The organism is Mucilaginibacter sp. P1_A3, from assembly GCF_056406855.1.
The window spans coordinates 677,951-698,891 of the sequence record NZ_JBFTZJ010000001.1 but is presented as its reverse complement, the minus strand read 5'-3'; the positions used below and the strand labels follow the sequence as shown (position 1 = coordinate 698,891).

The 20,941-nt window shown below is 38.9% G+C and carries 16 protein-coding genes; 13 read left to right on the top strand and 3 right to left on the bottom strand.

Annotation, left to right across the window (positions count from 1 at the left end):
• Positions 1–261: 261 nt before the first annotated feature.
• The 4 genes from AC1D0K_RS02810 to AC1D0K_RS02795 all read left to right on the top strand — a co-directional run bounded on the left by AC1D0K_RS02810 (position 262) and on the right by AC1D0K_RS02795 (position 4,737).
• On the top strand, positions 262–699 hold the full coding sequence (locus AC1D0K_RS02810) for a helix-turn-helix domain-containing protein (protein ID WP_295713882.1): 438 nt from the start codon (positions 262–264) through the stop codon (positions 697–699).
• A gap of 521 nt (positions 700–1,220) precedes the next feature.
• Complete coding sequence (locus AC1D0K_RS02805; protein ID WP_477398085.1) at positions 1,221–2,474, top strand: MBOAT family O-acyltransferase; 1,254 nt, start codon at positions 1,221–1,223, stop codon at positions 2,472–2,474.
• 3 nt (positions 2,475–2,477) lie between these two features.
• Positions 2,478–3,452 carry a hypothetical protein gene (locus AC1D0K_RS02800; protein WP_477398083.1) on the top strand — a complete coding sequence of 325 codons (975 nt, stop codon included), beginning with the start codon at positions 2,478–2,480 and terminating at the stop codon, positions 3,450–3,452.
• A gap of 235 nt (positions 3,453–3,687) precedes the next feature.
• Positions 3,688–4,737, top strand: a complete 1,050-nt coding sequence (locus AC1D0K_RS02795) for a response regulator (RefSeq protein ID WP_477398081.1) — start codon at positions 3,688–3,690, stop codon at positions 4,735–4,737.
• Positions 4,738–4,838: 101 nt separating this feature from the next.
• Here AC1D0K_RS02795 and AC1D0K_RS02790 read toward each other — a convergent pair whose 3' ends face one another.
• Positions 4,839–5,963 (bottom strand): zinc-dependent alcohol dehydrogenase family protein, encoded by a 1,125-nt coding sequence (locus tag AC1D0K_RS02790; RefSeq protein ID WP_477443309.1) that lies wholly within the window; start codon positions 5,961–5,963, stop codon positions 4,839–4,841.
• A gap of 373 nt (positions 5,964–6,336) precedes the next feature.
• On the opposite strand from AC1D0K_RS02790, the gene AC1D0K_RS02785 reads away from it, so the two are divergent.
• The 4 genes from AC1D0K_RS02785 (at position 6,337) to AC1D0K_RS02770 (ending at position 10,422) form a co-directional block, all read left to right on the top strand.
• Entirely contained in the window at positions 6,337–7,194 is an 858-nt protein-coding gene (locus AC1D0K_RS02785; protein WP_477443307.1) for a glycosyltransferase, read from the top strand.
• Positions 7,195–7,419: 225 nt separating this feature from the next.
• Positions 7,420–8,496 (top strand): GNAT family N-acetyltransferase, encoded by a 1,077-nt coding sequence (locus tag AC1D0K_RS02780; protein ID WP_477398075.1) that lies wholly within the window; start codon positions 7,420–7,422, stop codon positions 8,494–8,496.
• Between the two features lie 24 nt (positions 8,497–8,520).
• The gene (locus AC1D0K_RS02775; RefSeq protein WP_477398073.1) at positions 8,521–9,327 is read left to right on the top strand and encodes a phytanoyl-CoA dioxygenase family protein; all 807 of its coding nucleotides are present in this window, start codon (positions 8,521–8,523) and stop codon (positions 9,325–9,327) included.
• Between the two features lie 234 nt (positions 9,328–9,561).
• Entirely contained in the window at positions 9,562–10,422 is an 861-nt protein-coding gene (locus tag AC1D0K_RS02770) for a polysaccharide deacetylase family protein (protein WP_477398071.1), read from the top strand.
• Position 10,423: 1 nt separating this feature from the next.
• Here the strand turns inward: AC1D0K_RS02770 and AC1D0K_RS02765 are convergent, their stop codons facing one another.
• Complete coding sequence (locus AC1D0K_RS02765) at positions 10,424–11,290, bottom strand: hypothetical protein (protein WP_477398069.1); 867 nt, start codon at positions 11,288–11,290, stop codon at positions 10,424–10,426.
• A gap of 458 nt (positions 11,291–11,748) precedes the next feature.
• The gene (locus tag AC1D0K_RS02760; protein ID WP_477398067.1) at positions 11,749–12,456 is read right to left on the bottom strand and encodes a FadR/GntR family transcriptional regulator; all 708 of its coding nucleotides are present in this window, start codon (positions 12,454–12,456) and stop codon (positions 11,749–11,751) included.
• A 176-nt stretch (positions 12,457–12,632) separates the two neighbouring features.
• On the opposite strand from AC1D0K_RS02760, the gene AC1D0K_RS02755 reads away from it, so the two are divergent.
• The 5 genes from AC1D0K_RS02755 to AC1D0K_RS02735 all read left to right on the top strand — a co-directional run bounded on the left by AC1D0K_RS02755 (position 12,633) and on the right by AC1D0K_RS02735 (position 20,931).
• Positions 12,633–15,932 (top strand): SusC/RagA family TonB-linked outer membrane protein, encoded by a 3,300-nt coding sequence (locus AC1D0K_RS02755; protein WP_477442457.1) that lies wholly within the window; start codon positions 12,633–12,635, stop codon positions 15,930–15,932.
• Positions 15,933–15,950: 18 nt separating this feature from the next.
• A complete protein-coding gene (gene nanU, locus AC1D0K_RS02750; protein WP_477397596.1) occupies positions 15,951–17,495 on the top strand; it encodes a SusD family outer membrane lipoprotein NanU in 1,545 nt (514 codons plus the stop codon).
• 63 nt (positions 17,496–17,558) lie between these two features.
• The gene (locus AC1D0K_RS02745) at positions 17,559–18,497 is read left to right on the top strand and encodes a dihydrodipicolinate synthase family protein (protein ID WP_477397594.1); all 939 of its coding nucleotides are present in this window, start codon (positions 17,559–17,561) and stop codon (positions 18,495–18,497) included.
• A 2-nt stretch (positions 18,498–18,499) separates the two neighbouring features.
• Complete coding sequence (locus tag AC1D0K_RS02740; RefSeq protein WP_477442455.1) at positions 18,500–19,693, top strand: galactose oxidase; 1,194 nt, start codon at positions 18,500–18,502, stop codon at positions 19,691–19,693.
• Positions 19,690–20,931 carry an MFS transporter gene (locus tag AC1D0K_RS02735; RefSeq protein WP_477442453.1) on the top strand — a complete coding sequence of 414 codons (1,242 nt, stop codon included), beginning with the start codon at positions 19,690–19,692 and terminating at the stop codon, positions 20,929–20,931. The genes AC1D0K_RS02740 and AC1D0K_RS02735 overlap by 4 nt, the downstream gene beginning before the upstream one ends.
• Positions 20,932–20,941: the final 10 nt, after the last annotated feature.

Below are 20,941 nucleotides of genomic sequence, written 5' to 3'. Positions count from 1 at the left end.
GTCAATAGGTTGATTAGTGCTTCTACTATCTCTAAATTTATACTAATCACAAGCGACAATAATGTTATAAGCTTTAACAGGTAAAAGACCAGGCATTTAACACATTTTTAATTGAGATAACCTAAATTGAAATTTTTTGAATAACTATCCCCCTAACGTTATTCGTAGTAAAGAAATACAGCACCATCCTATTTTAGAATAAAAACAACAAATGTAAATCGTCCTTTAAAAATTATTTTTTCAACCTAAATCAGTGAATGTATGTACAGCAAAATGGATTACCCGATTAATAGTTATTTAGATAATGACAGTTGTACTGTTGGAACATCTGAATGCATTGACTTACATTACGGCCAAATTGTGGAACGCATTGTGCGACGAGATCATATGGGTATAAGCGAAATTGCGAGAAAGCTGAATGTAAGTCGTAGAACCTTATATAATTGGTTTGAAACGAAAAAATTGAACCTGGATATAATTTGCCAAATCGGCTTTGTGATTGGGCATGATTTTTCCAAAGAGTTTCCCGAAGCTTTCGCCAAAAGAATTAATTCTGTCAACGCTGATCGTTCGTTTGATGCGTTAAACATAAAAGATCAGCCCCGTGATGCAACTTACTATTGGATGGACAAGTACATAAAGCTGCTTGAAAAATTCAATGAAGTTTTAAGTCACGAGGGGAAAAATATAATTGTATAGATTTAAGTAAACTGATAGCAATTTTGATTAATTAATACAAATTCCATTTTTAAAGTCATTTAATCTTGCCAATTTATTGGCAGGTTAAGTTTCTGTACCGGTCAACTATATTTTCGGTAAATACCACTTCCGTTTTTAATGCTACAAACTTTTGGTGCCCAGTCATCTATTTGAAATTTGCAGCAAAAACACTTCCTGTTAATGTTGATATTGACAGGAAGCCATAAACAATGACCTGAGCTAAGGTTGAAAATATAAATTAACTCTTTCTTATTAAAGTGGCATTGTTCTGATGCCCCAATCACATTAAAAAAAACTCCAAGATGCTTTTTAATTCGGTTAGTTTTGCAATTTTTTTGCCGGTTGTGTTTATTTTATATTGGTTGATATTTAACAGGAACCTACAGCTTCAAAATTTTTTATTGCTTTGTGCAAGTTATTTCTTTTATGCATGCTGGGACTGGCGTTTTCTTTTCCTTCTGGTTTTCTCAACGCTATTAGATTATTTTACAGGATTAAAGATGACGGAGTCGGAAAACCCAAAATCAAGAAGTTTTTGGTTGTGGCTTAGTATTTTGATCAACCTGGGCTTCCTTGGAGTGTTTAAATACTATAATTTTTTTGCCGGGTCATTTACGCAAATGTTTTCAAACTTCGGGCTAAACGTCAATCCATGGACATTGAAGGTTATCCTGCCAGTTGGAATATCTTTTTATACTTTTCATGGACTATCATATGTTATTGATATCTATAAAAGAAGGATCAAGGCCGAAAGAAACTTTATTGATTATTCTTTATTTGTAAGCTTTTTTCCCTTATTAGTTGCCGGGCCTATTGAAAGAGCAACCCATCTTTTGCCCCAGATAAAAAAGGCAAGAGTGTTTAATTATCATAATGCTGCTAATGGGTTAAGGCAAATATTATGGGGCTTATTCAAAAAAATTGTAATTGCAGATCAATGCGCCGAATTCGCAAATACAATATTCGCTAATTCAGCTTCATATTCCGGAAGCACATTAGTTTTGGGAGCAATATTTTTTACCTTTCAAATTTATTGTGATTTTTCGGGCTACTCAGATATTGCATTAGGGGTTGCAAGGTTATTTGGGATAGAATTATTAAGAAATTTTGCATTTCCATATTTTTCAAGGGGTGTTGCTGAATTTTGGAGAAGATGGCATATATCACTATCAACCTGGTTTAGGGATTATTTATACGTTCCGCTCGGTGGCAGTAAAGGCGGAACCTGGCTTAAAGTAAGAAATACCTTTATAATTTTTCTGGTAAGCGGTTTTTGGCATGGTGCAAACTGGACCTTTATAATCTGGGGCTTTTTAAATGCGTTATTTATTATGCCATCAATTATCTTTAAAACCAACAGAAATAATCTTGAAATAGTTGCTAAAGGAAAAAGCCTGCCAACGCTCAGCGAATTTCTGCATATACTATTAACTTTTTGTATGGTTGTTTTTGCCTGGATCTTTTTCAGAGCTAACAACGTTACCCACGCATTTAACTATTTAGGCAGAATATTCTCCAGATCACTTTTTTCTATACCAAGTTTTGATGTTAACCGGCCGCAGTTATTAGAGACCATTGCCTTAATTGTGTTTTTCATTGTGATTGAATGGAACGGGAGAGAAAACCAGTATGCAATTGAAACTTTAACCAAGCTTAAAAGTAGAAATTACCGGCTTGCATTTTATTATGCGCTGGTTTTAATTGCCTTCTTGTTTGCAGGTAAGGAACAACAATTTATTTACTTTCAATTTTAAAAAATGGGAAGCTTTTTAAATAAAACAATGGTGTTTATATTAACAAGTATGTTACTATTAGCCTGTATAATATTGATACCGGATTTTTTGGTTAACAAATTTTCGAAATTTAATATTGATAAGGGTTATAAAATTGTATTGTTTGGACATTCACACTCTGAGTGTGCTTTTAACGATTCATTAATATCAGGATTTAAAAACCTTTCACACTCTGCAGAGCCTTACTTCTATACGTATCAAAAAGTAAAAAAAGTAATTTCTCAAAACAACCAGGTTGAAACTATTTTGATTGAATTTTCCAATAATCAAATTGATGAGAAAATGGACGAATGGACCTGGGGATATAAATATATGTCGAACATGTTTCCGCAGTATGCGTCTTTTATGGATCCTGCAGATTTAGAACTGCTATTTAATAAAAATCCAAAGGATTTTATTAATTGTGTTTCCATTTTAGCAAGGCAGAATATATTTAGAGTAGTTACTTTAAATTATAGTTTCAGTGGTAGTATTGGTGGTTACTTAAAAATCAACAATCCTAAGCCACTGGAATTAAAAAATAAAGGATTACCAATCGTCAGAGATACCGCATCAGGACGCACTGTTTTGTCAATAACCAATCTCAACTATCTTAGAAAGATAGTTGATTATTGCCGTCAAAAAAACAAAAAAGTCTTCCTGGTCAGAAGTCCTCAACATGTTGGTTACGAGTACATGAAAAATGAAAAAGTTTTTATGGCTATTAAGAAAACCTATTTTCAGGATGTTGATTTTTTAGATTTTAATAACTTTCCTTTAAAGGATGATGAATTTGCTGATCTTGGACATTTGAATTTTAAAGGAGCTTCAAAATTTTCCGACTATGTGAATAAGATGATCAGTTCAGGAATTTTAGAACCCGGCAAAAAGCAGGTATTGATAAATATGACGCTGCCGAAGAAAATGTATTTTAAACCCGTTGTAAACAATAGTAATTAGCGTAAAAACTAAGAATAAACCTTTTAACTACAAAGTCACAATCACTAATATTTATGGCCGTCATTTACGTTAATTAAGTAACAGCTTTTTTTGGATGGTGCTTTTTGTGCCACTTTAAATTGAGTGTACTATTTCTGCCAACTTTTTATAGTTCGGTATGATTCATGGTCATTTACAATTGGTGATAAGTAGCCCCACTTGAAGAAATTACATCTACGCTTACATACAATAGAACATGAAAACAATTCTCGTTATTGATGACAGTAATGATATCCGAGAGGATACAGCCGAAATACTGGAGCTTAATGGTTATATTGTATTACAGGCTGCAAATGGCAGCAAAGGTGTAGATATTGCCCAGGTCAGAAAACCCGATCTTATTCTTTGCGATACAGTGATGCCCGAAATGGATGGCTATGGAGTATTAAGCCAGCTGCGTAAGCAACCCGAAACGGCCCGTATTCCCTTTATATTCCTTACAGCCAAAACTGAACGAACAGATTTTAGAAAAGGGATGGAAATGGGTACCGATGATTTCCTGATTAAGCCGTTTGGCGAAATGGAATTACTCCATGCTTTGGAAAGTCGGTTTTATAAAAAGGAAGTACTTGAACAATATTATATAAAATCCTTAATTAGCCTGGAAAAACTGACTGCTGGAAATAGAAACGAAAAAGTGGATTTGAAAACCGTAATCGCCGGCTGGAAAGTTAAGCAGATTAAAAGGAAGCAGATACTTTATTATGAGGGTGATGAGTCTTCTGGTTTATATCTTTTGCTTGAAGGATGTATTAAAACTTTTAAAATAGCCGATAACGGGCGGGAACTGTTACTGGGTTTGTTTAAACCAGAGGATTACATTGGTTTATATTCCCTACTATCGGCAGAAAATTATTCAGAAACAGCAGAGGCCGTTAGTGATTCTACAGTATGTGTGTTACCCCGGGAAATGGTGATTGATATGATCAATCGCTATCAGAATATTAATCAGCAATTTATCCGGATGATGGCCAGTAATATTCGGGAGAAGGATAATCAGTTATTATTGATGGCCTACAATTCGGTTCGCAAACGTTTATCACAGGTACTTTTAAGGTTAAATACACCATTGTCAAACCCACTTCTGTTTAAAATATCACGTGAAGAACTGGCCGGCATGGCTGGTATGGCTGCAGAAACAGTGAGCAGGATACTTACAGACTTTAAATCTGAGGGCTTGATAGAACGTATTGGTACCCACATACGGATAATAGATCATGCCCGGCTGGAGAAAATGAAAGATTGAGTTTTTGCGGATGTTTAGTTCATACTAAATATAAAAAAAGGCAAACCAGCCTTTATAGCTCATTTGCCTTCATGTATTATTGATTGATGCCTTTAAAATGGCTATTCAACATCGTTTGTATTTGTCATAATCACTTTGAGTGCCTTCTCTTTAGCTGCATGCTCAAAAGTGTCATAAGCCTCTAAAACTTGGTCCAGTCTAAAATGATGGGTTATTAATTTACTGGGTTGCAATTTGTTGGCATTAACAGTTTTTAATAACATGGGCGTTGAAGTTGTATCTACAAGCCGGGTTGTAATTGTTATGTTTTTTGACCAAAGTGTTTCAAGATGAAGATTTACGCTTTTGCCATGAACACCTACGTTGGCGATATGCCCGCCCGGTCCAATGATGGCCTCACATAATTCAAAAGTTGCAGGAATGCCAACAGCCTCAATTGCTGTATCAACTCCTCTGCCCGAAGTAAGGTCCATTATTTTTTTGACAACATCTTCTGTACTGTTATTCATTATATGTGTTGCTCCAAAGCCCTTGGCAACATTCAGCCTGTTGTCGTCAGGGTCGATCATTATAATTTCTGCAGGTGAAAAAAACTGAGCAGTTAAAAGAGCAGCTAAACCAATAGGCCCAGAACCAACAATAGCAATGGTATCACCTGGTTTAACTTGTCCGTTCAACACTCCGCATTCAAAACCGGTGGGTAAAATGTCGCTTAGCATTACCAGTGCTTCCTCATCTGCCCCTGCAGGAATGGGATATAAACTATTGTCGGCATGAGGTATCCTTACATATTCTGCTTGGGTACCGTCAATAAGGTGGCCAAGAATCCATCCGCCGTCTTCACAGTGAGAATACATACCTTTTTTACAATAACTGCATTTTCCACATGATGTAATACAAGATATAAGTACATGGTCACCAGGTTTAAAATTACTTACGGCACTCCCGGTTTCTTCTATAATGCCTACACCTTCGTGCCCTATTATTCTGCCATCTTCAACCTCGGGAACATCACCTTTCATGATATGGAGGTCGGTACCGCAAATGGTGGTTTTAAGAATTTTTACAATTACATCTGTGGCTACTTTTATCTGTGGTTTAGGTTTTTCTTCCCAGGCCTTTTTTCCTGGCCCATGATAAACCAAAGCCTTCATTGTTTTTATATTAAGATTGGCTGATTCATCTAAAGTCTCTTTTTCAGTTTTTTGTTGCATTAAAGTTTCCATGATAGTGATTTAATAGTTTTATTGATCATTAATACAAAGATGGATTGATAATGCCAGGCAGGAAATGACGGGAATCATTATAATACATGATATACATTTTAATGAAAAAACACAAACTTAGAACTGTATAAGGCGGATAATGTTTGGAATCAATAATTTACTTCACACTAAATGTGAAAATATCTACACTTATTGTAAACGTATCTAAAGGCAACTTACAATTTTATGACAATTTTTCAAGTCGCTTTTCTATCGTACACCAATTAGATAAATTTGAATTATTGGCTTGCTAAATATGACTAATTGGTGGGCTTTAGTTTTAAAATATGTTGATGAAAATGAATGTTGAAACTGTTAAAACAAGTAAAAAATTATGGTAAAGCAGGATTTGATGGTCAGTATCTGCTGTACAACTTACAACCAGGAACAATTTATTGCTCAAACCATGGAGAGTTTTTTAATGCAGATAACAAATTTCAAATTTGAAATTGTTATCGGCAATGATTGCTCTACCGACGGTACATTGGAGGTACTGAAAAAATATATTGAAAAATATCCGTCTATAGTAAAGGTAATTACTCCGGAAAAAAACATAGGCCCTCACTATAACATGATCGATACGGTTGCCATGTGCAAAGGAAAATATATTGCACTTTGCGATGGCGACGATTATTGGACAAATCCTCACAAATTGCAAAAACAAGTTGATTTTTTAGAGCAAAACCCCGATTATGTTATGTGTTGTCATTATACGCGGGTAATTGACAATGACGATAACACCTTGTATGTTGATCCCAATCCACTGCCATTAGTGCATACATATTCCGACTTGCTGGCCGGCCGGCAGGAAGAAACCAAGACAGCTACAGTTGTATACCATAATAGCATGGCTGTACACCAATTGTTTCAAAAGCCCTGGTATTTAAAATGTTATGCGGCGGATAAATTTTTAAAAATTTTTGCCACATTTAATACTGGTGGTAAAATTTATGTAATGCCCGAGGTGATGAGCTGTTATCGTAACCATTCCGGGGGCATCTGGAGTATGATTAAAGTTGAGGCACGTATGGAAATGGTGATAAGCGATTTTAACCTTATCATTAAGCATTTTCAATACCGCCGAATTGAGAGGCTAACGCTTTTGTTGCTTTATGTAAAAAGATACATATTATTTGAATTGAAGCGACATAGGATTCGCAAAGCTTTTGATACTGTAAAGTACCTGCTTTAAACTCCCTTTGTAAATTTTATTTCAACAATAAATGACAATCGGGGCGTAGGCAGTTGCTTTTATCTCCATTGTTTTTTTAATATTTTAATGGGAATTACCTTTTTTATCGCAAATGCCCATAAGCTTTTCAATGAATCTTGTTGGGTATCCATCGCCTGTCCAAGCTGTCTTATAAACAATCTAGCCGTTCTATATCATCATTAATAACCCTAATTAAAATAACTTATGTCTTACAAATATTTTTCGATTCGAAATAACAAAGAATGGAATACTTATATCGATAGATCACTAATACATGAGGTTTTTCATACCTGGTACTATCATTCTTTAAATAAAGAAGGAGAACCAGTACTATTTGTGTACGAAGAAAATGATTTGTTCATTGCATTGCCGGTGATCAAACGAAAAATAGAAAATTCTGCATTTTTTGATATGACCTCCGTTTATGGTTATTGCGGGCCTATATCCAATATAAACCTATTGGATATATCGGCTTTAGTAACTACGCGCTTTAAAAAAGCTTTTGTAAGCTTCATGAAAGAGGAAAATTCAGTTTGTATATTTTCCCGATTGCATCCTTTTCTTAATCAGCATAATATATTGGGAAGTATTGGCGGATTGAAAGAAAATGGAACAACACTATATATGGATCTTTCTATGGCTGTAGAGGATCAAAGAAGCAGATATGATAAACGACTTTCGCGCCAAATAAGAAAAATGCGTGAAAAAGGTTATCTGATCAAGGAGCTAAACACCCTCGAAGGTATAAAAAGCTTCATTGACATGTACTACAAAAACATGGATAGGGTAAATGCCTCACCCAATTACTATTTTGATGAACAATATTTCGCCAATCTTCTTAGTATGGAGGGGTTTGATAACAAACTTATTCTTATTTACGACGGACCGGTACTTATCTGCGGTGCATTGATTTTACTATCAGGCAGTATTATTAGAAACCACCTGTCAGCAACATCTCCAGATTACCTGAAAGAATCGCCCAGCAAACTTTTAACCGATGAGATAAGTATGATTGGGAGAAGGCTTGGCAAAAAAATCTTTCATCTTGGAGGTGGGGTAGGCGGCAAGGAAGATTCTCTTTTTATGTTTAAAAGATATTTCACAGATTTACAAGTAAAGGATCAAATTTGGTGCTACATCAATGATCATGTTGCTTATAATGAACTTGTTTTAAAGGCAGATGTGGATGCAAATGTGGAACCCAATTATTTCCCCTCATATCGTCAGCCTAAAAGAAAAACACAAGCACAAATTTCAAATATAGTAACCACCAATGTTTAAATTCACCTTAATAAATTTAAAATTATGAAAAATAAATTCACTTATTCGGAAGCTAATGACCCTGCCATCTTTGATCAGGTAATGACTGATTACGGCTGGATTGTTTATGAGGATGCACTGAAAACTGATTTTATTGATGAAATTACCACTTCGTTAGTGAAGGCATACGATGTAAGACGCGAAATTCAAATTGCCAATGGCATAGGTGCAAATATGAACGGTACACTTCACCACCTTGTAGAAAAAGATATTTTTACACTAAAGTTTCTTGAACAAAGGTACTGCGAAAATGAAATAAAGCACTTTTTAAAGGGAAATTATATCTTAAACTCATTAGGCGCGGTTATTAATTTGAGAGATGACAAGCCTTACGTTCAAAATATCCACAGAGATATCCGAAGTTTTACCGGAGATTTTAAAATAATGATCCAAATGATGATTATTTTGGATCATTTTACTATAGAAAACGGCGCGACCTATTTTCTCTCAGGCTCACATAAACACGAAGAAAAACCAGATAGCGATTATTTTTACAATAATGCAGACCGGGCGGTAGCAAAAAAAGGCAGTATTATTTTGTTTGACTCCAATCTGTGGCACGCAGCGGGAAAAAACAATACCGATGAAAAAAGACGAACTCTGACCATGGCCTTTACCCGCCCATTCTTTAAACAACAACTTGATTACCCCAGAGCTTTAGGTTATAGTTTCGGCGAGGGGTTGAATGAACATTTAAGGCAAGTTTTGGGTTATAATTCCAGGATACCAGAAAACCTGAATGAATATTATCAACCAGTTGAAAAAAGAATGTACCAGCCCAACCAGGGTTAATTCAATTTAAAATAATTGAAACAGATATTGGATTAAGGTTTCCTAAACATTGTTGCTATATTAACGAACGAGGCTGCATCATATATCATGAGCAGCCTTTTTTTGTGTTATTTTTTTTGAGGGGTGACTGTGAATTGTAAAAAAAAACAATTTACAGTCACCCTTTTTTTATTTATAAAAAATGAACTGCAACTTTAAAATAGTGAATATGGATTAATTGAAAATACAAATGGAATGATTTCATCTGTACTTCAGGGCCTATTGGCTTGCGTTTTTGGATTTAGTGTGGTAATTAATGGTAAAATATTATTAGTTTTATTAATTCTAAATTGTCAGTTTTTCTTGAAAACATCTTACCTCACTATTGATGACTCACCGTCATCTAAATTTTTGGAGCATTGTGATTATTTAAATGCGCTGCAAATTCCGGCAGTGTTTTTTTGTATAGGAAAAAATTTGGAGATAGAGACAGATGCGGTAATTAAAGCAATAAAGATGGGCTTTAAAATTCAAAATCATTCCTATAGTCATCCTCATTTTTCTTCAATTTCATTAAAAGAAGCCTGTGATGAAATTGCTAAAACAGATGAAATTATAACAGCACTTTATCTAAATGCAGGATACACTTATCATGAAAAATGGTTCAGATTTCCCTATGGTGACAAGGGAGACGGAAAATTTGGGCAAAATTTTAAAATGTTTCCTCTGCCTGATTTGAAAAGGGCAAACTATATACAAGACTTTTTAAAAGAGATAGGTTATACTAAACCCAAATTTGAAAATGTTAATTATTCTTATTTAAACAGTAAAAGATTCAATAACGATATTGACCTTCTTTGGACATTCGATATCATGGAATGGGCAATAATTAAGCAAAATATTAAGGGACTTGAAACTATTGAAAATGTTATAGAAAGAGTAGAAAGTAAAAAGCCCAAAGACTATTTAAAGGCATACGGCAACAGAAAAAGGTGGCTTGGAAATCATGATTCAGATGAAATTATATTACTTCATGATCATATTGAAACAAGCGCTGAGTTTAAAAACATAATAAACAAACTCGTCAGTTTACAAATTGAATTTAAGGCGTTGTAGTTTACTTTTGGTTTGGTAAGATGTTTACTGTTGCTTTAAGTTCCTGCGACCAGGACGCTATCGGCTGGCAGTATCTTACATAATGTAGGTACTCTTTTGATATATTATCGGGATTTATATACCAATCTACGTGTTTCATTGTATATGGCCGCTGTGTTCTTAAGGCGGGGTCCCTCAAACTAAAAGCAGAACTGTTACGGTACATTGCAAAAGTGGAGTGAACAGCAGCAACCACCACATCAGCATCTAACGCTTTAGCCATAGGGGGCCAAAATTGCGATTCATGTTTAATTACGTTGGTCTTCAAAGGGTAATAATCAGGAATGTCATTGATCTCCAGCGAAAGTCCTATATGATTATAACCCGGATATTTATCTAATAATGCTGAAAGATGTTTAATTGTATCATTGGGAGTATCCCGGTATGGGATTAGGTCGGCGTCTGTTATGATAAGCTTAGGGAACTCAGTTAGCTGTTTTGCTATATAATTTATTCCTCTGAGCCAGGAGTTATGATTCAGGTAAATTACCTGGCAATTTTTAACCTGTGCTAAACTCTTATAATATTCTATCAATGGGATATAATTTGATTTATTGTCGACAACAATAATTGACAAATTATCATTTAAAGAGTTAAGCCAGTTAATTTGTGCTTGTAACGAAAACAGGCGGTTATGATTATTAATTAAAACAGGGATTGAGTTTTTAATTAATTTATTATCATCAATAATTATTGGGTTGAAGGCTATGTGGAATTTCCACTTGATGGCTCTTTTTAAAAATTGCAGATTTTTGTACTGTCCTATTAATTTTAGCTTAAACCAACTTGTTTTCTTTTGAGAATAATCTGCAAATATCTCTCTGATCATAAATTCATTAGCTATAAAAGTTATAATCAGTAAGGATAACAGTTCTAATTTCCATCCCAATTTTTATCACCAGTTGCACTTGGACTAAGGATCTTATCATATTCATAGGTTAGGCTACCTATAATTAGTAAAACAATAACACACAAGATAACAATGATAATAAATACAATTATCTTACGCTTATCCGTATCACTATCTGCTAACATATTTTTTTAATATATCGCAAATATAATTAGATAAACTCCGCAAAATAAAAAAAAATTAAACGAGCGTTCAGCAAATATGGGCATTTAGAATTCAAGGGGGATGTATTATATTATATTGCCCAAGAGAGTTTGCGGGAAAATTAATAATTCACACATAGCCAATGTACAGAAGGTGTGTGACTTTGCCCGGATAATGAATTAGTTGTTTTAAGAATCTGTATCCTGCTTAATTGTTAAAATTGAGGGCATAAATTATTCAAATAGCCGTGCAAAATGGTTTTCCAAATGGTTACGCATTCCATTCCGGAGCATCTCAGCAGATCCCTTTTCTATCAGGTCTATCAGCCCCGCATGTGAAACAAATTTCCTGGGTTTAACAGGCTTCTTCAGCAAGCCGCTTTGGTGCACATAATTAAATACCGGGAGCAGCAATTTCTGAAATTTGCGCAGGGTTTCATTGCCGGTGATATCATATAGCTTTCCGTGAAATTTGATTTCCTGCTCTACATCAAATATGGCAGCCTGTGATTGAGTAGGTTCAATTGCAACAATCGAACGTAATTCGGCAATGTCCTCTGGTGTTATGCGCTCTATAATAAAATCAGCCATCCCAATCTCCAGGGCCAGGCGCATTTCAAATATCTCTTTGAGGGTAACGGTGTCCAGTATTTGTGGATTCATACTTTTCTCCAGTATGGACACCAGGTCGGGGCTGGTAAGCACCGCGCCTCGTTTCTTCCTCGAATCAATCAGTCCCATTAACCTTAGTCGGAGCAGGGCTTCCCTGATCACAGTACGGCTTACTCCCAGTGCGGCCGACAATTCCAGCTCTTTGGGTATGGCATCGCCCACTTTAAAGTTTTTTTCAATAAAAAGCTCGATCAGGTTTTTTTCAACCCGGTCTACCAGCGAACTGGTATCTACATTTTTAATGTTCTGAATAAGGCCGTTAGTCTTCATATTTCTCCTTCTGCAAACTTACAAATAGCTGTCAATAATTATCAACAATCCTTAAGTGTATTCCTAACACACAGGTAATCAATAAAAAAATATATCCCGAATTATTTTGTGAATCTAAAATAAAAATTTCTATAATTGTATTATGTATGACATAATACAAAACTAACCAAATTCAAATGAACAGAAATTTTACCCTTCACCGGGCTTTGTTTACCGTAATTGGCCTATTGCTTTTTACGTTTGTACAAGCCCAAACCAAGAAGATCAGCGGGCAGGTCATCGCTGACGACGACCATGGCGCTTTGCCGGGCGTAAGTGTTATTATCAAAGGAACAACCAAAGGCGGCCCAACTACGGCTAATGGCTCGTACTCCATTGAGGCATCGGAAAATGATGTATTGGTGTTCAGTTTTTTGGGGTATACCACCCGAGAGATTAAGGTTGGCGAGCAAACGGTTATTAATGTGGTGCTTAAACCGGATAACAAAGCGCTTAACGAAGTTGTTGTAGTAGGGTATGGTACCCAATCGCGTAAAAGTGTTACCAGTGCTATTGCCACTTTAGATAGTAAGGTGCTGGCCTCTGCTCCCCGGGCCAATATCGGCAGCGCGTTGCAGGGTACTGTATCCGGCTTGCAGGTAGTAAACAGTAGCGGTGCGCCCGGCGCAACTCCCCTGATCGTATTAAGGGGCGGTGCATCTATCAACAGCCCCGGAGCGCCACTGGTAGTGGTTGATGGAATCATCCGGGCCTTTAATGATATCCCGGCTGATGATATTGCCTCCATCGATCTTTTAAAAGACGCTGCCTCTACTGCTATATACGGCGCTAGAGCCAATAATGGTGTAATCCTGATCACTACAAAACAAGGAAAATCGGGTGTAGCGCAGGTAACCTACAAATTTACAGAAGGGTTTAACCGGCAAAGGGAAGGTTATTCTTACATGAATGCCGGCGATTATATTTACTATAACCGCCTTGGCAACGTCAATTCTGGCAGGAGCCTTGCGCAGATCAACGCAACCCGTGGATATGGCTTGTTAACCGATGCGGCAAACCTGGCTTCATTTGATATTAAAGCGGAAACACCGGCAAATGTTGGTCTTCTATCGCAGGGATGGCAGGATCTGGATGATCCGGCTAATCCGGGCAGCAAGATCATTTATAAAGATCACAGTAAAGAGGTGCAAAACCTGTTGTTCAGGAATACACGCACACAGGATCATTACCTGAGCGCTATTGGCGGTAATGACAAGGGCAAGTATTTCGCTAGCCTGGATTATTATAACGAAGATGGCGTGATCGTTGGGTCAAATTATAACCGTTATTCCGGCGATTTTAATGGTTCATACAAAGTGAAACCCAATGTGGAAGTATTTACAGGAGTAACACTTTCCACCTCGTCGCAATTAGGTGCACCTGCCGGCGATGTAAATTCCCTGTACCGGACTTTGGCTTTATGGCCAACTTTCAATCCATGGCTGGATGCTGCCAAAACGCTGCCAAACCCTGGCAATAGTATCAGCGATGGCAATCCACTATACTGGCTGGGTAAATTAAAACGCAGCAACGAGGTAGACCGGATCACCGCAAACGCGTCCGTAAAATGGGATATCATGTCTGGTTTATTTTTAAAAGTATCGGGCAGCGGTTATTTAAATCAACAGATCAACCAATCTTTCCAGCAGGCTACACAAACATACGCCACATTGTTTGCCAATCCGCCGGCATATAACAATACCAGCCGGGAATCAATTGCAGGCTATTCACGTACATTTCAGCAAACTTATAATGCAATCCTTAATTATACCAAATCATTTGGCAAGCATGATTTGAGCGCTATGATTGGTGCCGAGTATTATGATCAAAAAGCTTTAATTATACAGGTAGACGGTACAAACGCGCCAACTGATAACATATCCACAGCAAACGCGTCAACTTTATTCGCTGTGGGTGGCAACACCAGTTCCCAGGCCGAAAATCGTATCATTTCTACATTTACCCGTTTAAATTATGCTTATGACGATAAGTACCTGCTGACCTTTGTATTAAGGGAAGATGGTGTATCGCAACTTGCTTCTAATAAAAGGGTAGGTTATTTTCCCGGCGTATCTGCAGGTTGGAATGTTACCAAAGAGGGTTTCTTTGAAAAATGGGGACTAAATAAAGTATTCTCTACTTTAAAACCACGTGCCAGTTACGGTTCGAATGGTAATATAGCAGGTTTAGGTAATTATGATGTGCAGGGGATATACGCTGCTCAAACTTTATATAACGGGCAGGGCAGTTTCCTGAATACAGGTTTAACCAACGCTAACTTAAGATGGGAAAAAAGCCGCACAACAGATATTGGCGCCGACCTGGGCTTTTTTAAAGATAGAATAAGCTTTCTGTTTGACTATTATAACCGCATCACCAGCGACCTGTTAACCAGTTTGCCTTTACCAAGTTATACCGGTTTTTCCAGCATTCAAACTAACCTTGGTACATTGCAAAACAAGGGTTACGAATTTACAGTAAAGGCCAATGTGCTTAATAATCCAAGTGGATTAAGAATTGATATTGGTGCTACAGCATCCTATGTAAAAAACAAAGTACTAAAATTGCCTTACAACGGCAATGTGAATAACAGACAGGGCGGTTTACAGGTTTATGATCCAAAATCGGGTAAAGTTATTTGGGTAGGTGGTATCCAGGAAGGGCAGTCCTTAGGGCAGATCTATGGATACAAACAAGTTTCCATATTTAAAGATGCCGCAGATGTAGCTGCTACGGCAGGTTCAAGGGTTGATAATGTTGCAGGTATCACCGGGCCAGGCCTGGCAGCCGGAAAGGGCGGCCATATTACCCCTGGTGATGTGAACTGGCAGGATGTAGACAAAAACGACACCATTGATTCGCGCGACCAGGTTTATTTGGGCAATATCTATCCTAAGTGGACCGGCGGCTTCAATGTAAACGTAGCCTACAAGGCATTCTCTTTGTACTCCAGGTTTGAATACACCTTAGGTAATACCATTTATAACGATCTTATGGCCCGCACTTTGGGTAACTACCAGGGTACTTTTAACTACATCGATCTGCAAAAACAGGCATGGTCGCCAACCAATACCAATACCAGCATACCTAAAGTTTATTATGCCGATCAGGTTGTGGGATCTAAACAAAACTATACAAGAGGCAATAACGCCGGTGCGGTGCTAAATGGCAATAACTCCAATTTGTATGAAAGTGGCAATTATTTGGCCTGCAGAGAAATAACATTATCCTATGATTTCTCTAAATCAGTGCTTGATAAAACACATTTCCTATCTAAAGTGCGGTTATATGCCAGTGGCGGGAATCTGTTCTATATAAAGAAATTCAGCGGCCCTACACCAGAAGCTCCGGTATCCAACGGTTCATTAACCGGTATTTACCAGGGTACTTATCCAACACCCAAATCATTTGTAGTAGGTGTACAAGCCTCATTCTAATTTTTAAAAATATTTGATATGAAAAAATATTCATTCATCATTTTATCAGGATTGTTTATCCTGGTATTAGCAAGTTCCTGCCGGAAACAGCTCGACCTTTCTCCGGTAAGTAGCGTTACAGATGGCAACTTCTGGAAAACTGCCGATCAGTTCGATTCCTTTGTGGCTGGTGTGCATACCCAGTTCAGATCAAACAACGCCGCTTTCCAGATCCTGGGCGAAATGCGGGCAGATATTTTTGCAACAGACCCCGGTACCAATGGGGCATTTACCGGTGAGGCTACCCAGGGATTGGAGCGCTTATGGACTCAAAACCTAAACCTGGATAACCCTGGTGTAAGTAGTTTTGGCGGTTTTTATAACAATATAAACCAGCTTAACCTGCTGATCAGTAAGTTAAACAGTACGGCTGTAGTAACAGCAGCCAACAAAAACTATTATCTCGGTATAGCCTATGGTATGCGCGCATTTTACTACTACCAGTTATACCGCAGCTGGGGCGCGGTAATCATTCAAACCGAACCGACATCTGGCGCTACGCTGGATATATCCAACCTGGCCAAAGCTGCATCACCGGCAGCTGATGTGATGAACCTCATTAAAGCGGATATTGATAAGTCGGTTGCCAGTTTTGGAACGGATTACTCTTTCAAAAATTTAAAATCTTACTGGTCAAAATCAGCTACGTTGATGCTCAAAGCCGATGTTTATTTATGGACAGCAAACCGCGCCGGAGGTTCAACAGATGCAACTACTGCTAAAGCTGCCTTAACCGATATTCAAACTAATGTGCCGGCGTTACAATTGCTGCCTAAATACAGCGATGTATTTGCTACAACTACCAAAGGCAATAACGAAATGATATTTGTGAGCCATTACCAGTTTAATGAAGCAACCATGGCCTTTGTGCAAAGTAGTTTTGTACCGCAAAGCGGACTGATTGCTAATTTTTATGATTCCCTTGCCAATCGCCAGTTTTCGCCAACTATTGATAATTGGGGTGGTTTGCTCAGGGCACCGGTAAGGATAGCTGCATTCAGATCATTTGACGATAAAGATAGCCGGAAGCTGGCCAGCATACAGCCGGCTTACCAAAAATTAGCCAATGGCACATTCAAAATTGCCGGTTGTTTTACAGATAAATACCAGGGTGAGCAAAATGCGGGTTCAAGATTGATCACCAACGATTACCCGATCTATCGTTATGCTGATTTACTCCTGATGCTGGCGGAGGCCAAAGCAGTATTGGGCGAATCGCCGGCAACGGAGCTTAACCAGGTAAGGGCGAGGGCATTTGGCGCTAATTATAATGCGGCTGTACATGGGTTTCCTAACCAAACGCTGGATACCAATCCGAAAGAAGCCATTTTACAGGAGCGTTTCTTTGAATTTGTGTTTGAAGGCAAGCGTTGGTATGACCTGCGCCGGGCGGGCGATAGCTACGTGTATGAGCATACTACACTACTATCATCACAAGCCTACGCACTGTTATGGCCGGTGGATCGTACTACACTTACCAATAACAGGCTGTTGGTGCAAACCCCTGGCTACTCATCTTTTTAACCAATAATTATTCTTTAACCGGGAGCGCAATCTCCCGGTTAATATTCTTTATATAACACAAATATGAAAATTGAACATCTACAAGGGTTGATCAGCGCGCCTTTTTCACCTTTAAATGATAGGGGGGAGCTCGACCTGGATATTATACCCGCTTATTACGCATTTTTAAAATACAACGGCGTTACCGGTGCTTTCATCAACGGTTCAACCGGCGAGGGCGTATCACTAACTTTAAACGAAAAGAAACAGGTAGCTAAGGCTTGGGCTAAGGCATCTAATCATGATCCCGATTTTAAGGTAATGGCTTTCTTGGGCGGAACGTGCCTGGCCGATTGTATTGACCTGGCCACGCATGCACAGGCATTGGGTTTGTACGCGGTATCCTTAACCTCTCCGTTTTATTTTAAACCGGCAAATATTCATACGCTGGCAGAAACTTGTATAGCGGTTGCATCGGCCGTACCCGGCATGCCATTTTACTATTACCATATACCAGTACTGACTGGCGGCCATTTCTCTATGTTTGAATTGCTGAAGGCTCTGGATGGTAAAATAGATAACCTGGCAGGCGTTAAATATACTCACGAAGATTTTATGGATTTCCAAAGTTGTATCAGCTTTAAAAACGGCAAATATGATATGCTTTGGGGACGCGATGAAAACATGCTTTCGGCACTGGCGCTGGGTACTAAAGGTGCGGTCGGCAGCACATTTAATTACGCGGCTCCATTATATCATGAGCTTATTGCTGCTTTTGATAACAATGAATTAAGCAGGGCGCAGCAACTACAGCAAAAATCAATAGATATGATTCGCTTGCTGGGAAAATACGGAGGAATTGCCACCGGAAAAGCTTATATGAAATTAGTTGGGCTTGATTGTGGTGAATTTAGGTTACCTGTTTCCAATATGACTGCAGAACAGTTTGAAAACTTTAAATTAGACGTTTCTGAACTGGGTTTTGATGATTTTAAATCTATCGCGCCCGCTGCAAACCTTTAAAGATGAAATTCATACTCTATCTACTTTTAATGACAAGCAGTATTGCGTTAATGCCAGACCATCTCATGGCCCAGGATAAAAGTTCAGAAAAAATAGTGTGGTCGATACCCACACAAATACCCGCAGCGCCTGGTATGGATATGCAGCGAGGACTTGCCGGTGTTTTCACCGGAACAAGCCATGGCGTTTTAATTGTAGCGGGGGGCTCAAACTTTGCTGATGGCGCTATGCCGTGGCAAGGTGGCAAGAAGCTTCACTATGATGATGTTTATGTATTACAAAAAGCTAAAGGCGATGCTTTTACCTGGCTTAAGCCCCAAACAAACCACCTGTTGCAAAAAACAGCTTATGGCGCAAGTACAACAATTGCCGGTGGCGTAGTATGCGCGGGCGGCGAAACGGAAGAAGCACCGGAAAGTTCAAAGGTTTTTATGATGACATGGGATCTGAAAAAACAGGACATCGTTTTTACGAATCTTCCATCGTTGCCCGTACCCGTAGCTAATGCCTGTATGAGCAGCATTGGCCGGGTGATTTATTTAATTGGCGGCGAGAGTGGGGGCAAGCCATCTGCAAAATGCTTTACCCTTAATCTGGCTGATAGAAATCCAAAGTGGAAGGCATTGGCTGCCTTACCGGTTGCCATGTCACATTCGGTAGCGGTTACTCAATCCAACGGAAAATATCCTTGTGTTTACGTTATCGGCGGCCGAAGCAGTACTACATCTGGCATAAGCGCTTTGCATGGCTACACTTTTTGCTATGATCCATTGTTTAACAAATGGATCAGGCTGGGCAATGTAAGTGATGGCAAACACCTGACTAATATTTCGGCAGCAACCGCGGTAGCCAGTGGTACGCACGATATACTGTTGATAGGCGGAGATAAAGGAACAATTTTTCACCAGATAGAAACGTACAACTCGCTTATCGCCAAAGCTGCAACCGAGGAAGAAAAACAACAATTGCAGGATCAGAAATTAGTGTTGTTGAATAATCACCCGGGTTTCAGTAAGGATGTTTACCAGTTTAATACAGTTAATTACTACTGGGAAAAAGTTGGTGATTTGCCTTTTTACGGCCAGGTAACCACTACCGCTGTAAAGTGGAATAATGAAATATTTATCCCGGGAGGCGAGATCAAGCCGGGCATTCGTACAGCGGCAATCAGCATGGGGAAATTTAATAGCAAATGAAAAAAGGAAAAAATTATCCCTGGATCCTGGTTGGCCTGTTATGGGTAGTGGCCTTGCTTAACTACATGGACAGGCAAATGTTATCGGTTATGAAACCGGCCATGGAAATAGATATTGCCGAATTAAGGTCTGCCACCAACTTTGGATACCTGATGGCTGTATTCCTGTGGATCTACGGGCTGATGAGCCCTGTTTCGGGGATCATTGCTGATAGGTTAAACCGGAAATGGCTCATCGTTTTTAGTTTATTTGTATGGTCTGGGGTAACATTTGCCATGGGGTATGCCACCACATTTAACCAGCTTTATATCCTGAGGGCTGTCATGGGCATCAGCGAAGCCTTATACATTCCGGCAGGGTTATCTCTTATCGCCGATTTTCATTCCGCCAGGTCAAGGTCCCTTGCCATAGGGGTACATATGACGGGTTTGTATGTGGGGCAGGCATTGGGCGGCTTTGGCGCAACGGCTGCCGCGGCTTTTTCATGGCAGGCAACCTTCCAATCGTTTGGTGTTGTGGGCATGGTGTATTCATTAATTCTTATCCTCTTTTTAAAAGAGAAAGATAAAACACCCGATGTGGCGCTGACGGTAGTTCGGCCAGGCAAGCCAGGCGTCAACCTATTTAAGGGGCTTGCCGGTTTATTGAGTAACAGGGCCTTTTGGGTAATCCTATTTTACTTTGCGGTTTCAAGTTTGCCGGGCTGGGCCACAAAAAATTGGCTGCCCACGCTCTTTGCCCAAAATTTGCATATCCCCATGTCAACCGCAGGGCCGTTATCTACTATAACCATTGCTGCATCCTCTTTTATCGGGGTGATCATCGGCGGGCTATTATCTGACAGATGGGCGCGGGTTAATAAAAAGGGCAGGGTGTTTACAAGCGCCATTGGCCTGGCGCTCACGATTCCCGCATTGTTACTAATGGGTTTCGGACAGTCGCTCATATATGTTTTGGGAGCCGGTATCTGTTTCGGACTGGGATTTGGCATGTTTGATGCCAATAACATGCCTATCCTGTGCCAGTTTGTTTCGGCAAAATACCGGGCTACCGCCTACGGCATCATGAATATGACCGGTGTTTTTTTTGGCGCATTTATAACGGATAGCTTAGGCAAATCATCAGATGCCGGAAACCTGGGGAACGATTTTGCCATGCTGGCAGCCGTTGTACTGGTTGCACTCATGGTGCAGTTGTATTTTCTTCGACCGGTACATGATGAATATGCAGATGCCTGATTTCATTCCA

Bases quoted from the DNA above. Each gene is read 5' to 3' on its own strand.
- AC1D0K_RS02735 (WP_477442453.1), top strand. From the start codon at position 19,690: ATGAAAAAAGGAAAAAATTATCCCTGGATCCTGGTTGGCCTGTTATGG.
- AC1D0K_RS02795 (WP_477398081.1), top strand. From the start codon at position 3,688: ATGAAAACAATTCTCGTTATTGATGACAGTAATGATATCCGAGAGGAT.
- AC1D0K_RS02755 (WP_477442457.1), top strand. From the start codon at position 12,633: ATGAACAGAAATTTTACCCTTCACCGGGCTTTGTTTACCGTAATTGGC.
- AC1D0K_RS02780 (WP_477398075.1), top strand. From the start codon at position 7,420: ATGTCTTACAAATATTTTTCGATTCGAAATAACAAAGAATGGAATACT.
- AC1D0K_RS02760 (WP_477398067.1), bottom strand. From the start codon at position 12,456: ATGAAGACTAACGGCCTTATTCAGAACATTAAAAATGTAGATACCAGT.
- AC1D0K_RS02740 (WP_477442455.1), top strand. From the start codon at position 18,500: ATGAAATTCATACTCTATCTACTTTTAATGACAAGCAGTATTGCGTTA.
- AC1D0K_RS02745 (WP_477397594.1), top strand. From the start codon at position 17,559: ATGAAAATTGAACATCTACAAGGGTTGATCAGCGCGCCTTTTTCACCT.
- AC1D0K_RS02810 (WP_295713882.1), top strand. From the start codon at position 262: ATGTACAGCAAAATGGATTACCCGATTAATAGTTATTTAGATAATGAC.
- nanU (WP_477397596.1), top strand. From the start codon at position 15,951: ATGAAAAAATATTCATTCATCATTTTATCAGGATTGTTTATCCTGGTA.
- AC1D0K_RS02790 (WP_477443309.1), bottom strand. From the start codon at position 5,963: ATGGAAACTTTAATGCAACAAAAAACTGAAAAAGAGACTTTAGATGAA.
- AC1D0K_RS02785 (WP_477443307.1), top strand. From the start codon at position 6,337: ATGGTAAAGCAGGATTTGATGGTCAGTATCTGCTGTACAACTTACAAC.
- AC1D0K_RS02800 (WP_477398083.1), top strand. From the start codon at position 2,478: ATGGGAAGCTTTTTAAATAAAACAATGGTGTTTATATTAACAAGTATG.
- AC1D0K_RS02775 (WP_477398073.1), top strand. From the start codon at position 8,521: ATGAAAAATAAATTCACTTATTCGGAAGCTAATGACCCTGCCATCTTT.
- AC1D0K_RS02805 (WP_477398085.1), top strand. From the start codon at position 1,221: ATGACGGAGTCGGAAAACCCAAAATCAAGAAGTTTTTGGTTGTGGCTT.
- AC1D0K_RS02770 (WP_477398071.1), top strand. From the start codon at position 9,562: ATGATTTCATCTGTACTTCAGGGCCTATTGGCTTGCGTTTTTGGATTT.
- AC1D0K_RS02765 (WP_477398069.1), bottom strand. From the start codon at position 11,290: ATGATCAGAGAGATATTTGCAGATTATTCTCAAAAGAAAACAAGTTGG.